The 13,432-nt window shown below is 60.8% G+C and carries 11 protein-coding genes and 1 pseudogene; 4 read left to right on the forward strand and 8 right to left on the reverse strand.

Annotated elements, in window-relative coordinates; translation table 11 throughout:
* Positions 1-109 precede the first annotated feature (109 nt).
* Positions 110-2,194 (forward strand): glycine--tRNA ligase subunit beta, encoded by a 2,085-nt coding sequence (gene glyS, locus AC1DK3_RS01500; protein ID WP_477190535.1) that lies wholly within the window; start codon positions 110-112, stop codon positions 2,192-2,194.
* Positions 2,195-2,294: 100 nt separating this feature from the next.
* Here the strand turns inward: glyS and AC1DK3_RS01505 are convergent, their stop codons facing one another.
* The 4 genes from AC1DK3_RS01505 to AC1DK3_RS01520 all read right to left on the reverse strand — a co-directional run bounded on the left by AC1DK3_RS01505 (position 2,295) and on the right by AC1DK3_RS01520 (position 6,500).
* Positions 2,295-2,600: a hypothetical protein gene (locus AC1DK3_RS01505; protein ID WP_477190536.1), complete on the reverse strand. Its 306-nt coding sequence runs from the start codon at positions 2,598-2,600 to the stop codon at positions 2,295-2,297.
* Positions 2,601-2,771: 171 nt separating this feature from the next.
* A complete protein-coding gene (locus AC1DK3_RS01510; protein WP_477190537.1) occupies positions 2,772-4,673 on the reverse strand; it encodes an ABC-F family ATP-binding cassette domain-containing protein in 1,902 nt (633 codons plus the stop codon).
* A 41-nt stretch (positions 4,674-4,714) separates the two neighbouring features.
* Complete coding sequence (locus tag AC1DK3_RS01515) at positions 4,715-5,065, reverse strand: DUF3147 family protein (protein ID WP_477190538.1); 351 nt, start codon at positions 5,063-5,065, stop codon at positions 4,715-4,717.
* 4 nt (positions 5,066-5,069) lie between these two features.
* The gene (locus AC1DK3_RS01520) at positions 5,070-6,500 is read right to left on the reverse strand and encodes a DUF4339 domain-containing protein (protein WP_477190539.1); all 1,431 of its coding nucleotides are present in this window, start codon (positions 6,498-6,500) and stop codon (positions 5,070-5,072) included.
* Positions 6,501-6,738: 238 nt separating this feature from the next.
* Between AC1DK3_RS01520 and ndk the strand changes: the two genes are divergently transcribed.
* Both ndk and AC1DK3_RS01530 read left to right on the forward strand, forming a co-directional pair.
* Positions 6,739-7,161, forward strand: coding sequence for a nucleoside-diphosphate kinase (gene ndk, locus AC1DK3_RS01525; RefSeq protein ID WP_291165408.1), 423 nt, complete (start codon positions 6,739-6,741; stop codon positions 7,159-7,161).
* Positions 7,162-7,217: 56 nt separating this feature from the next.
* Positions 7,218-7,733 (forward strand): DinB family protein, encoded by a 516-nt coding sequence (locus AC1DK3_RS01530; protein ID WP_477190540.1) that lies wholly within the window; start codon positions 7,218-7,220, stop codon positions 7,731-7,733.
* A gap of 96 nt (positions 7,734-7,829) precedes the next feature.
* On the opposite strand, the gene AC1DK3_RS01535 is transcribed toward AC1DK3_RS01530, so the two are convergent.
* From AC1DK3_RS01535 to purN, 3 genes are all read right to left on the reverse strand, one after another.
* The gene (locus AC1DK3_RS01535) at positions 7,830-8,024 is read right to left on the reverse strand and encodes a hypothetical protein (protein ID WP_339085832.1); all 195 of its coding nucleotides are present in this window, start codon (positions 8,022-8,024) and stop codon (positions 7,830-7,832) included.
* Between the two features lie 401 nt (positions 8,025-8,425).
* Positions 8,426-9,787, reverse strand: coding sequence for a cytochrome P450 (locus AC1DK3_RS01540; protein WP_477190541.1), 1,362 nt, complete (start codon positions 9,785-9,787; stop codon positions 8,426-8,428).
* Positions 9,788-9,982: 195 nt separating this feature from the next.
* Positions 9,983-10,636 carry a phosphoribosylglycinamide formyltransferase gene (gene purN, locus AC1DK3_RS01545; protein WP_477190542.1) on the reverse strand — a complete coding sequence of 218 codons (654 nt, stop codon included), beginning with the start codon at positions 10,634-10,636 and terminating at the stop codon, positions 9,983-9,985.
* A 220-nt stretch (positions 10,637-10,856) separates the two neighbouring features.
* On the opposite strand from purN, the gene AC1DK3_RS01550 reads away from it, so the two are divergent.
* Positions 10,857-12,176 carry a glycosyltransferase gene (locus tag AC1DK3_RS01550; RefSeq protein ID WP_477190543.1) on the forward strand — a complete coding sequence of 440 codons (1,320 nt, stop codon included), beginning with the start codon at positions 10,857-10,859 and terminating at the stop codon, positions 12,174-12,176.
* Between the two features lie 326 nt (positions 12,177-12,502).
* Here AC1DK3_RS01550 and AC1DK3_RS01555 read toward each other — a convergent pair.
* A pseudogene (locus AC1DK3_RS01555) lies at positions 12,503-13,264 on the reverse strand (glycosyltransferase family 4 protein); the annotation flags it as partial.
* Positions 13,265-13,432 lie beyond the last annotated feature (168 nt).

Below are 13,432 nucleotides of genomic sequence, written 5' to 3' on the forward strand. Positions count from 1 at the left end.
GGAGAGGCCTCGGGTGAGGGGCCGCTAAATGCGGCCTGCATCTCTCCCCCTCGCCCCGCTCTTTCCTGTATGACGGGACGAGAGCCGTTTTCACCGAGATCGATCTTGCATGTCTGAACTTCTACTTGAGCTCTTATCGGAGGAGATTCCGGCGCGCATGCAATCGCGCGCAGCGGAGGATTTGAAGCGCCTCGTTATCGACGGTCTCAAAACGCGCGGTCTCGACGTCGGCGAAGCGCGTAGCTTTTCGACGCCGCGGCGGTTGACGCTCGTCATCGAGAATGTTCCCCAAGGCTCCCCCGCGATCTCGGAAGAAAAGAAAGGTCCGCGCGTCGGCGCTCCGGATCAGGCCGTGCAGGGCTTCCTGAAGTCCGCAGGCCTCGCATCGATCGGCGACGCAACGATCGTCAAGGACGAGAAGAAGGGCGACTATTACATCGCCAAGATTGAGAAGCCCGGCCGCGCGGCGCCGGAAATCGTCGCCGAAACGGTGATGGATGTCGCGAACAAATTCCCGTGGCCGAAATCGATGCGCTGGGGATCGTCACCCTTCCAGTGGGTGCGCCCGTTGCAGTCCGTGCTCTGCATTCTCGGTGGCAAGGTCGTTCCGTTCGAGATCGCAGGCCTCCCCACAGGCAACGAAACACGCGGCCATCGCTTCCTCGGACCGGGACCGTTCAAGGTCAAGAACTTCGCCGAATATGAGGAGAAGCTCTTCGCGCATCACGTGGTGCTCGATTCCGCGAAGCGCGCAGCCATCATCTCCGATCAGGCGCATGCGCTCGCGAAAGAAGCCAAGCTCGAACTCGTCGCGGACGAGGCGCTGCTGGCTGAGAACGCGGGTCTCACCGAATGGCCGGTCGTGCTGATGGGCGCGTTCGACAAATCCTTCCTGGAAGTGCCGGGTGAAGTCCTGATGACGTCGATGAAGACGCATCAGAAGTGCTTCTCGCTGCGCGATCCGAGATCGAAGAAGCTCGCCAGCAAATTTCTGCTCGTGTCGAACCTCGTCGCATCGGACGGCGGCGCGCAAATCGTCTCCGGCAACGAGAAGGTTATTCGCGCGCGTCTCTCGGACGCCAAGTTCTTCTGGGAGCAGGATCTGAAGCATCCGCTCGGCGAAATGGCAGGCAAGCTCGCTGGCATCACGTTCCACGAAAAGCTCGGGAGCCAGAAGGATCGCGTCGAGCGGATCGAGCAGCTGGCATTCGAGCTTGCAGGAGCATGCGACGCCGATCCGCAGGACGCGCGCCGCGCAGCTGGTCTGTGCAAGGCGGATCTCGTGTCCGAAATGGTCGGCGAATTCCCTGAGCTGCAAGGCTTGATGGGCCGCTACTACGCGGAGCATGTCGGCACCAAGCCGGAAATCGCCCGCGCCATCGAACTGCACTACAAACCAAAGGGCCCGACCGATATCGTGCCGCGCGAAGACCAGGGCGACGCCGTCGCAGTTGCCGTCGCGCTCGCCGATAAGCTCGATACGCTCGTTGGCTTCTGGTCCATCGATGAAAAGCCGACAGGATCGGGCGACCCCTATCAGCTCCGCCGCGCCGCGCTAGGCGTCATCCGCATCGTGCTGGAAAACGATCTGCGCGTTCCGCTCGGCAAGCACATAAGGCAAGGCCTTGCTCTACAGAAAATCACCGTAAAATCCGCTTCAGGGTTGGCCGACGACCTTCTCGCCTTCTTCGCCGATCGCCTGAAGGTCTTTCTCCGCGAACAAGGCAAGCGCCACGACTTGATCGACGCTGTGTTCGCGCTTGGCGGCCAGGACGATCTTGCGTTGATCGTGCGCCGCGTAGAAGCGCTTGACGCGTTCCTGAAATCGGATGACGGCGCGAACCTTCTCGCGGGCGTCAAGCGCGCGGCCAACATTCTTTCCATCGAGGAAAAGAAGGACAAGAAATCCCACGCCGGTCCCTACGACCTCTCGCTCCTGAAAGAGAAAGAGGAAGTCGCGCTCGCAGCCGCTATTGAGGCCGTTAAGCAGGATACGGTCGGGGCGATCCAGGTCGAGAATTTCGCAGGCGCCATGCGCGCGCTTTCTGAATTGCGCGCACCCGTAGATCTCTTCTTCGACAAAATCCTCGTCAACGCCGACGATCCGAAATTGCGCGAGAACCGTTTGCGGCTCCTGTCTGAAATCCGCGCCGCGACCCTGACCGTCGCCGACTTCTCGAAGATCAGCGGATAAAAAAATGTCATCCTCGGCTTTATGCTGAGGATGACCCAATCGATCTGCGATGTCGGTTGCCCCGGGATAAGCCCCGAGGACTATAAATTGTGACCGCCGATCAGTTCTTTGCGCCCGCGACCTCAATACCCGGCAGCATCGCAAATTTTGTCGGCGCCGTAATGGTCTCGCCTGGACGCGCGACGGGCTGGGTCGTCGTCGCGAAGTAATTCGGGCCGGCGACAGCATGGAGCCACCGCACGGTAATGTTGGCCGCATAAGCAAACGTGATGATCGCGATAACGACAGCTATCGAAAGCATCGCGACATAAGCAAGGTATTCAGAAACCACCAACTTCGCGCTCGCAGCGTGTGCGCGAGGGCGGTTCGTGCGATTGAGCGGGTGATAGACGAATTTTTGCTGCATGGCTGTTCTCTACTGGCGCAGTAACGCGGGGGGGCACTGGACCTGCGCGACATCTGAACTTCTCTAGGCTCAAATGGGTTCCGAACCCCATTTCGTCCAGATGTGGCCAGATGTGGAAAGTCGCGGCGAATTCGCCCAAACCCGATGACGTGGGGGCGGTGAACTTGCCGTCTAGGCTTCGACGGCGGCGGACGCGCCTTCGAAATCCTCTGTTGCAGCGAGCCAGACATCTTCCGCAGCCTGCAGCTCACGGACCAACTGACCGCGCTTCAACGCAGCAGCCTGCGCTCGCGGAGGATCGGCGCTGTAAATTTCAGAATCTCCGAGCACCACATCGAGAGCCGCGATTTCTTTCGTGAGCTTTTCCACCTGCTTCTCGGCCGCGACCATCGCCTTTTTCAATGGCGCGAGCTCGGCACGCTTTTCAGCGGCGGCCCGGCGCTGGTCGGTGCGGGACGAACGGCCGTCGGCAGCACCTTCATCGCGCCGCTCTGRCGTCCGCGCACCGCGCTCCTCGAGCAGCAGCGAACGGTAAGTCTCCATGTCTCCGTCGTAGGTGGTCACGCCGCCGTTGCGCACGAGCAGCAGCCGGTCCGCTGTCGCTTCGATCAAATGGCGGTCGTGGCTGATCAGAATGACGGCGCCGTTGTATTCCATCAGCGCGTGGATCAACGCCTCGCGGCTGTCGACGTCGAGATGGTTCGTCGGCTCGTCGAGGATCAGCACGTGCGGGCCGTGGAACGCGGTCAGCGCCAGCAGCAGTCGCGCCTTCTCTCCGCCCGAAAGTTTCGAGCACGCCGTATCCGCCTTATCGGCGCTGAAACCGAACGTGCCGAGCTTGGTCCGCCGTTGCGCCTCGGTGGCGTCCGGCATCAACTTCAGCATGTAGTCGTAAGGCGTCGCATTCGGCTGTAAATCGTCGAGCTGATGCTGCGCGAAATATCCGACATCGACTTTCTGCGCGCCGAAGACGTTCCCCGATAATGGCTTGAGGCGTCCCGCAATCAGCTTCGCAAGCGTCGACTTCCCGTTGCCGTTCTGCCCGAGCAGCGCGATGCGATCATCGTTGTCGATGCGAAGGTCGATACCGGAAAGAATGGGCCGCTCCGCTTCATAGCCCGCGCTCGCTTTTTCGATGCGCAAGATAGGGCTCGCGATAATCTTCTGCGGATCGGGAAAGTGAAACGGTACGACCCGGTCGTCGACCTGCGCAGCGATTGGCTGCATTTTCGCGAGCGCCTTGACGCGGCTCTGCGCCTGAGCGGCCTTAGTCGCCTTCGCCTTGAAGCGATCGATGAAGGCCTGCAAATGCCGGCGTTGCTCGTCCTGCTTTTTCTTCAGCTTCATTTCGAGGCGCTGCTTCTCGCGGCGTGTCTCCTCGAAATCGTCGTAGCCGCCGGAATAAAGCGTGAGCTTGCCCTTATCGAGATGCATGATCGTCGACACGGCCCGATTAAGGAGATCGCGGTCATGGCTGACGATCAGCACGGTATGCGGATAGCCCTTCAGATGGTTCTCGAGCCAGAGCGTGCCTTCGAGATCGAGGTAGTTTGTCGGCTCGTCGAGCAGCAGAATGTCGGGCTTCAGGAACAGGATCGCGCCGAGCGCCACACGCATGCGCCAGCCGCCGGAGAATTCCCGGCAGGCGCGCCGCTGCGCGTCCTCGTCGAAGCCGAGGCCCGAAAGAATGCGCGCGGCACGAGACGGCGCCGAATGCGCGTCGATGTCGGTCAGTCGCATCTGAATTTCGGCGATACGTTCGGGGTCCGACGCGTGCTCGGCTTCCGCCAGCAGGCTTGCGCGTTCGGTGTCAGCGGAAAGCACCCAATCGAGCAGGCTCGCGTCGCCGCCCGGAGCCTCCTGCGCGACGTGGCCGAGGCGGGCATTTCGCGGAATGGAAATCGACCCGTCGTCCGGCGCGATCTCGCCTTTCAACAGCCGCAGCAGCGTCGTCTTGCCCGCGCCGTTACGCCCGACAAGCCCGACCTTATGGCCCGACGGAATGGCGGCCGTCGCCGATTCCAGGATCGGTTTGCCTTCGATGCGATAGGTGAGATCGTTGATATGAAGCATGGGCGATGCGGATACCCGGTCCGCCGCGTCCTGTCACTGGGTCAGAGAGCTACGCCAAAGCGCGCCAGAAGCTGGGACATGAGCGCATAAGCCGCGAATGTCACGGCGCAGGCAACCGCGAGGCTCAGCCAGAAATCGAAGCCGCGCGCCAGCAACAGCGGCAAAACGATAAACAGCACGAGCGACGGCAGGACGTACCAAAAGATGCTGTAGGAAAGGCTGGCGACCTTTCCGGCGTCGCCGGTTTCACCATAAAGCCAGATGAAAGCTAAAAGCGACGTGAGCGGCAAAGATGCGAGTATGCCGCCGAAAAGGGTTGATCGCTTTGCCACTTCGGAAATCGCTACTACCAGAACCGCGGTCACAAGAACCTTGATCCCGGTGTAAAGCATCGCGTCAGCCCGATACGACAGGCTTCAACGTTTCGAAGAGCAACCGGTCTCGGACCGCTTTGTCCTGCACCGCGAGGTGCGCGACGAACCAATCCTGCACCATCTTGCAGACCTGCTCCGGCTCGCGCTTCGCAAGCAGCTTCGGATTCGAGAAGACCTGCAGATCTTCCTCCTTCCAGCCGAGCTTGCTGAGCTCCTTGATCAGAAGGTCGTAATCACTCTTCACGGCCGAGTCATGCTTGACCGGAGCCCTGGTGCCTTCCGAGATGGCTTCGAAGATCGCGCCAGCCTGCGCGTTGAGGGCGGTCGCCGTCTCCGGATGCTCCATCATCTGCACGACGGCCGGGCTCGTCTCGCCTTTCGAAATGAAGCCGAAGCAGGCGCTGACGCTCTGCTGTCTGAGCGACTTCAGGTGATCGAGGAAGGCCTGCGCGATCGCCTGCAGCCTATCCGAACTCGCGAGCAAAGCCTTGTCGGCATTTTTCCGCCGGAGATCGACAAGACCCTGCGCCAACGCAGCGGCGACTTCGTTATCGGACTTGTTGTCGGCGACGAGCTTGTTCGCATCTCCGACCTGAGAGGAGTACCAGCTCGGATATTCTTTCTTGATCAGCTCCCACACCGCTACTTTCTGCAAGCGCTGATCGAGCGGCGAACCATCGACACCCGTAGACGGCGCAGCGACCGGCGGTTGCGTATCGATGGCCGCGACTTGCGTCTGAGCGTTCGATGTATCGGCGGCAGCCGGCGGATCCGGTTGCGGCGAGGGCGACGACACGGAAGAAGTCGTCGTCTCTCCCGGCGACGGGGGCGAAGGCGGGCTGCTGATGACGTCGCTGGCGTTGGCCGTCGCGGAGGCAGTCGCCTGATCGCCGGGTTGTGTGCCCGTCGTCTGCGTGTCTGCAAGAACATTCGTGGCGTGCGGGTCGGGCGGCGCGGAAACGATCGGCGCCTGGTCGGCCGATGTACCGGCGGAAGAACCTGAAACCATTTCAGAGATCGGGCCGCGATACGTCGCGAGCGCAAACGCGCCGCCCCCGATGAGCGTAATGGCGACGCTGGCAAGCGCTAGCCGCTTCACGATGCTGCGCTCTGGCCGCGCTGCCACTTCCTCGGGGTAATCGGCCCCGTGGGCGTCATGAGGAGGAGGCGGAGCAATGTTGGAATAGCGCGCCGGCTGACTGAGCGCGCTTGGGCTTGGCGTCTGCGGGCGGGCAGGGGCTTGCTTCGGCTCTTCGCCGAGCGCCTCGAAAGCAGTCGGAAAAACGGTCGGAGCCGATTGCCACTCGGGCATGCCCGGCCGCCAGATGAGATCGCTCAAACGAAGATAATTGTGCGCGACAAACGTGCGCATTTCGACGTCAGTCAGCGGCCCGTGCTGCTTACCGTCGCGGGCGATATACCACTGAATTTCGTTGGCCTGTACCGTCATCATCGCTTCTTCGCACACGTAGGCGTCAATGCCTAACCTCCCGACCGTGCGCTTTGCGCCGGCCCACACTGTTCATACGCAATTGCGCCCGTCAATCGGGCGATTATGCGGTAAACCAAGACTTTTACGTACGACGTGCAACCGATTGCTTCGAAGCGTGCACGTCGGGCGCTTGCTGCTGGCTGTTCGCATCGCTATAAGCCCGCGGACCCACATAAAATCCGCAAAGCGAGACAGACTTATGGCCATCGAACGCACGTTTTCCATTATTAAGCCGGACGCAACGCGCCGTAATCTCACCGGCAAAATCAACGCCGTGATCGAAGATGCCGGCCTGCGTATCGTGGCTCAGAAGCGTGTACGGTGGACCCGTGCGCAGGCTGAGAAATTCTATGAAGAACACAAGGCGCGGCCATTTTACGGCGAACTCGTAGATTTCATGACGTCCGGTCCCGTCGTTCTCCAGGTTCTGGAAGGCGAAAACGCCATTGCTAAATACCGTGAAGTCATGGGCGCGACCGACCCGAAAGAGGCGGCAGAGGGCACGATCCGCAAGCTTTTCGCCGAATCCAAGGGCTCGAATTCGACCCACGGATCCGACAGCGCCGCTGCTGCCGATCGCGAAATCACCCTCAATTTCCGCCTCGATGAAATCGTCGGCTGAACGATAAGAAGTCGGCCGCCTTCGTTCGGATCATAACCCCCCGGAGAAAACGGCCGATGATCTCGCCAAGCTATGTTCGCACTCTGGCGCGCTATAACAGTTGGCAAAACACCAACATTTATGGCGCGTCCGAAGGCCTGAGCGACGCGCAGCGCAAAGAGGATCGAGGCGGTTTCTTCGGCTCGATCCACGCCACCCTGAACCATATCCTGTGGGCCGACCAAACTTGGTTACACCGGTTCAATGCGTGTCCGCCGCCTCCGAAACTGAGCATACCCGATGGCCTATCGCTTTTTGAGGACTGGGAAGCGCTGAAGGAAGAGCGCATTCGTTTCGATGGCGTCATTCATAAGTGGGCGGATGGACTCGAGCCGTCAGCCCTAGATGGCGATCTGACTTGGATTTCGGGAGCGACGGGGCGCGAACTGACAAGGCCGAAGGAACTGCTCGTCGCGCACCTCTTCAATCATCAAACCCACCACCGGGGTCAGGTGCACGCTCTGCTGACGGGGTTTGGTATCAAGCCGGGCATCACCGATATGCCCTTCGGCGACGACATTTACGCGGGCTGAGCTATCCCGCGCTCGGCGGCCGGATGAGATTATGCGCTATCCCGCGCTCGGCGGCCGGCTCCCCGCAGGGGAGTCGCCGAGCGCAATCAAAAAAGTTCAGGCGGCCGCGACCCAACTTCCGGCGACAAATCCAAACGCCACGGCATCCGGATTGCGACGCGCGGTTTCAAGAAGCTGCTCAGGCGCTTCGACTTCTAGCGCGGCCGAAGCGTGGCCTTTCGATTTGCGAGACTTAGCTCCCGTCAACAAGAAAACGGGCTTTCCTAGCACTACGGTTCTCACGGACTCCATGGTGGGGGCCTCCTGGAGTTGGAACGTACGTGAATGTCACTGGGGGAAGTGACGACGAAATATCCTATTAAATCCCTAACGTGCCGCGAGTATGACAGCATTAACCGTCGTTGAACACCGAGCCGGTTCGCATTTGCGAGGTCTGCACAACTCGATTCTGCATTTCGTCGAGCAGCTAGAGCGTTGAAGAGCCCGTCGATAGGGTGTGGATGACCTGTGGAAAACGTCTTTTCGGGCACTTCGACCCAAAAAGTTCAAATCGCGTTTCACGAGATTTCGAACCGATCACGCGAGGCCATCGCGCGCTTCGCCCAAGCCGCCGGAATTGAAGCCGCCCGAATCGAAAAAGGCCGGAACGCTGGTCCCGGCCTTCTCCAAAACGCTGACCTTCAGCTGAAGTATCAGCTCAGTTCTCTGATTTTGAAGGGCAGCCCGCCCTTCGGCGTCAATGTCACGGTTGCATTGAGACCAGCCGGGTACTTGCCCACGTACTCCGGCCGGAAACGGCGGAGCAGGAGCGACAACGCCAACGTGTTCTCGACCTGGCTCATAGCGCCGCCGATGCACGACCGCTTGCCCGCGCCGAACGGTATGTAGCTGTATTTCACCTGTTTCTTGGCGTTGCCCGCCATCCAGCGTTCTGGCTGGAAGGATTCGGGCTCCGGCCAGAATTTGGCATTGTGATGGGCGCCGTAAGCGAAGAGCGTCACCCGGTCGCCCGGATTGATCTTCACGCCGCCGATCTCGTCTTCCGCCTGAGCGACGCGGATCAAGCCCCATACCGGCGGATAGATTCGCATCGTTTCCTGGATCACCGCGCGCGTATACGCGAGACCGGAGTAGTCGGCGGCAGTCGGCTCGCGGTCGCCGTAAACCTGTTCGCCTTCGCGGCGAATGCGCTCGGCAGCCTCTGGCCGCCGCGAGATCTCGTAAAGAGCCCAGGCAAGCGTCAGCGCCGTCGTCTCGGTGCCGGCCCAGAGGTATTGCTTGAGTTCATCGACCGCCTGATCGCGATCGAACTCCGGAACAGACGGATCAGCCACCGCGGCCTCGATCATCTTGAGAAGCGTGCGCTCGCGGTCTTCGCGCGGATCGGCTGCGATGACAGCCGGCGGAACGCTCGCCCAGACTTCCATAGCCTTGGCGGGATCGACTTCAGTCATTTCGAAGACTTCGCCTGCCTGTTTGCGCAAACGAATGTCGCGATGGTTCATCACGTCCGTATAGGTCTTCACGCATTTGAAGACGACGTGCGGATTGAACGGCATGTCGCGGTCGAACAGTGCCTTGCAAATCATGTCGGCCGCGAGCGTCCAGGTCTGCTCGACCATTTCGACCGTATCGCCGGACTTCGCAAGCTCGCTCCAAAGGTCCATCTTCGTCTGGATGGCCTTGAGGAAGTACGGGATGTATTCGGCGAACATGTCCGGATGAAACGCCGGCTGCTGCGGCATGCGGATCTTCTGCCAGAGCGCGCCGTCGTTCGTGATCATCGACTTGCCGAAAATCGGCTTCAGACCGTCGAAATATTTGGTGTAGCTGTCGGCCTTCGTCACAAGCACGTGCTTGAAATACTCAGGCTCTGAAATCAGCACGACACGCTGGTTTGCCATGGTGACAGGCAGAACCGGGCCGTAGCGATCCATCATGTGCATCAAAATGCGCATCGGGTTTTCAGGATCGCCACGCAGCAGCGGCGTCAACTTGAACCAGATGCTAGATTCATCACCTAGTCCCAGAGCAGGACTGGGGGTCGTTTCCATAGGCATTTCTCCATTCGGGATCCGGCGGAGCCGTGAGCGTGCGCGCCCGAAGGGCACTTCGAACAGCCCGAGAACTGCGCGCTGCACTTCAGATCGCCGGATCTCCCCTTCCGGAAGTCACAGAATTACCATGGTTCGGGGGGTGCCTGTCCATGCGACGGCCAGCGCAAGGTAACTATCAAAATCGACTGTGTCTCAGATTGCAGGGGAAAACAGCGGGTTCATTTCGCCAGAATGCTGATTTATAGTTATTTTTTCGGGGTCATTGGGCACCTGCCCTGCGGCGACAAGTCTTAACGCCGCCGGGTAAACCCGATGTTCGATTGCCAGCACACGTGCCGCGAGCGTGTCGGAACTGTCCCCTGGAAGCACCGGAACCGCTGCTTGAGCGATGATCGGACCCTCGTCCATCTCGGGGCGAACGAAGTGCACTGTGCAGCCCGTAATCTTTACTCCCGCTTCAATTGCGCGCTCGTGCGTGTGCAGTCCCTTGAAGCTTGGCAATAGCGACGGGTGAATATTGATCATCCGGTCGCGCCAGTGCTCGACGAACGCCGGCGTCATCAGCCGCATGAAGCCCGCAAGCGCGACAAGCTCCACGCCGTGCTCATCGAGCATGGCCTGTAGTGCGCCCTCGAAAGCCGCCCGCGACGGGTAATGTGTGTGATCAACGACGGCAGTTCGCACCCCTTGCGCCTTCGCCCAGGCCAAGCCCGGCGCCTCCGGCCTGTTCGAGGCGACAAGCACGATCTCGGCCGGATAGTCGGCAGCGCGTGAAGCCTGGACGAGCGATTGCATGTTCGAGCCGCGGCCCGAGATCAAAATGGCGGTGCGTTTTTTTGTGCTCATGGCGCGGGTCTAGCAGAGCCCGCAGCCCTGCGCGAGGGTGTCTGCAACTGAGACCTGCCAGCCACGCAACAGCACGCTGTTAGCCAACGTTATGCTCAGCCATTGCAGGGAAGATTCCCCTACCGCATGGTGATGGCGATCGGGTTCACGATCGCCCGAATGGGGCAGGGGAGAAGTCCGCGGCGTTTGAAGCGCTGACGGTTAATGCAATTGGATGGCTATGGCGCGCAGGATTTCTATCCTCACCGTCGGAACGCTCGGTGATGTCGGCCCGATGGTCGCATTGGGCCACGCGCTCAAGGAAGAGGGGTACGAGGTTAGCCTCGCGGTACCGGAAGACTTCCAGGATTTCGTCGAGAAGCAGGGGCTGGAATCGCGCCGCTGCGGGAGCGACTTCTCCAAGTTCATGAAAGACGGGGAAATGGCCGAAGTTGCCGGCCGCCACACCCTCGTCATGATGAGGAAATGGCTTTGGCCGGGCCGCGATATGCGCGCCCTGTTCGAGGGCATTTATCGGGACGCCGTCGCAGCCTCGGCCGATGCCGACGCGATCCTTTTCCACCCCGCGATTTCGGTCGGCGGCGAAATCGCTGAGGCCAAACGTATTCCCGCAATCATGGTCGGCCTTGGCTCCGTTTCGCCCTCGGCGGAAGCCCTGCTTTCGTGCATCCCGGGAACAGGCAAGCCCGCCTGGAACAGGCATGGCTACTCCGTGCTCGGTTTGCAAAGGCTGGCTTACTTCTCGGTCATCAACGAAATCCGCACATCCCTCGGGCTCCGCCGAACGTACAGACTGCGGCATCCCCACCACGTCGACGGCCGCCGCGTCCCGGTGCTCTATCCCGTGAGCCCGGTTCTGCAGCCGCGTCCGAATACCGAGGGCGATGAGATCTATTTCACGGGCTACTGGTCGCGCGAACGCGTAGCGGACTGGCGTCCGTCGCGCGAGCTCGCGGAATTCCTGTCGGCCGGACCGCGCCCGATTTATATCGGCTTCGGCAGCATGCCGGCGCTCGGCATCGAGCGTTCGGAATTGATCTTGCGGGCCTGCGAGGCAGCAGGTCAACGCGCCATCATCGGCAATGGCCGAGGCGAATTCCATCAGCTCCCGCTGTCGAAGAACTTCCACCTCCTCGATGAGTACGCGCCTCACGATCAGCTTTTCCGCGAGGTCGCCGCAGTCGTCCATCACGGGGGCGTGGGCACGACGTCTTCCGCCCTGCGCGCGGGTCGCCCGAGCTTCGTCTGCCCGTTCATGCTGGATCAGAAATATTGGGGGCACACCGTCTTTCAACTCGGCGCCGGACCTGACCTCCTCGAAATCCAGAACTGGACGTTGGACTCGCTGACGGAGAGAATCCGCGACGTCGCAACCAATCCAAAATATGCCGTTCGTGCCGGAGAAATCGCCCGCGCGATGCAGCACGAAAACGGCACCGCTAACGCCGTCGAAATCATCAGGACGATTGTCGGCGATCCATACGGCGATAGCGGCGAGTCCGAAATCGCAGACATTCCGATCAAAGAAGTCGTTAGCTGATCAATAGCTAACTGGCGGGCCGCGCGCTGGGCTTGATGTGCGGAACGCCGTCTCTCGCCCTGAACAACCGTCTCCCAAGGCGGGTCGCTCGCCGCGCCTGATGAACGTTGGCCAAAAAGATGTTCGCGACACGCGCCCAGTCGCGCTGCATCGCTTGAACGCGGATCTGATCGCGGTCGAGTTTCAGGCAAGCGAGCGCCGCAGCCTTCAGGTCCTCGTCGAGATATCCGGTGACGCCGGGCGTAACGACATCGATCGGCCCGGGTCACGGGATAGGCGGCAATGCCGAGGCCCGATGCCATCGCCTCGAGCAGGACCAGCCCGAACGTGTCCGTCCGGCTCGGAAAAACGAAAACGTCGGCGGCCGCATATTCTTGAGCAAGATCATCGCCGGTCTTCGCGCCTTTGAAGATGACGTCTGAATACTGCCGGCGCAGCAATCCGAGGATGGGTCCGTCGCCGATCACGACTTTCCGCCCCGTGAGGTCGAGCTTCAAAAACGCTTCGACGTTCTTCTCGCGAGATACGCGTCCGACGTAGAGGAAGGTCGGCTCTGTCTTGTCAGCGGCGGCTTCAACGCGTGGCTTGAATTGATTTGTGTCGACGCCGCGTCCCCAAAGCATCAAGCGGCGAAAGCCGCGCCGCGAAAGGTCCGCTTTGAGAGACGGGGTCGCCACCAGCGTGCCCATGCTTGGCCGATGGAAGCGCCGCTGAAACGCGTAGCTGATCCAAGCCGGCAGCCCCGTGTACGTCTCGATGTATTCGGCAAACCGCGTATGGAACGACGTCGTGAAGCGAATGCCTTTCCGCAAACAGACCGCGCGCGTCGCCCAGCCGATCGGCCCTTCCGTCGCGATATGGACGTGGTCGTAGCCGCCGTCGCGGAGCAGCAAGGCAATCGATGACCGCCGCGCCAACGCCAGCCTGATTTCGTGGTAACCGGGGCACGGAAGCGTCGCGAAATCGAGAGGCGACAGGATGGTGACGGTGTGTCCCGCCGCTTCGAGTTCGCGCTTCAGGTTCTCATAAGTGCGCACGACACCGTTGACCTGCGGCTTCCAGGCGTCCGTGGCGATGAGGATTCGCATGACGCTACCTCGGTGTTGGGCCGTGATCCCCTAGGGCAGCGGGTTGCACGCGACAGCCGGACCCGAGGGAGCACATAACGAGAGGCGGTTCCGAATCTGGTCCGGTCCCTCAAGCTTCTGACGCTTGCACTTTTCGTTTGTGTGACAGACGGGGAAAAAGACCGCCGA

The sequence above is a fragment of the Hyphomicrobium sp. 01T421 genome (assembly GCF_056398805.1).

Bases quoted from the DNA above. Each gene is read 5' to 3' on its own strand.
- glyS (WP_477190535.1), top strand. From the start codon at position 110: ATGTCTGAACTTCTACTTGAGCTCTTATCGGAGGAGATTCCGGCGCGC.
- AC1DK3_RS01505 (WP_477190536.1), bottom strand. From the start codon at position 2,600: ATGCAGCAAAAATTCGTCTATCACCCGCTCAATCGCACGAACCGCCCT.
- AC1DK3_RS01515 (WP_477190538.1), bottom strand. From the start codon at position 5,065: ATGCTTTACACCGGGATCAAGGTTCTTGTGACCGCGGTTCTGGTAGTA.
- AC1DK3_RS01520 (WP_477190539.1), bottom strand. From the start codon at position 6,500: ATGATGACGGTACAGGCCAACGAAATTCAGTGGTATATCGCCCGCGAC.
- ndk (WP_291165408.1), top strand. From the start codon at position 6,739: ATGGCCATCGAACGCACGTTTTCCATTATTAAGCCGGACGCAACGCGC.
- AC1DK3_RS01530 (WP_477190540.1), top strand. From the start codon at position 7,218: ATGATCTCGCCAAGCTATGTTCGCACTCTGGCGCGCTATAACAGTTGG.
- AC1DK3_RS01535 (WP_339085832.1), bottom strand. From the start codon at position 8,024: ATGGAGTCCGTGAGAACCGTAGTGCTAGGAAAGCCCGTTTTCTTGTTG.
- AC1DK3_RS01540 (WP_477190541.1), bottom strand. From the start codon at position 9,787: ATGGAAACGACCCCCAGTCCTGCTCTGGGACTAGGTGATGAATCTAGC.
- purN (WP_477190542.1), bottom strand. From the start codon at position 10,636: ATGAGCACAAAAAAACGCACCGCCATTTTGATCTCGGGCCGCGGCTCG.
- AC1DK3_RS01550 (WP_477190543.1), top strand. From the start codon at position 10,857: ATGGCGCGCAGGATTTCTATCCTCACCGTCGGAACGCTCGGTGATGTC.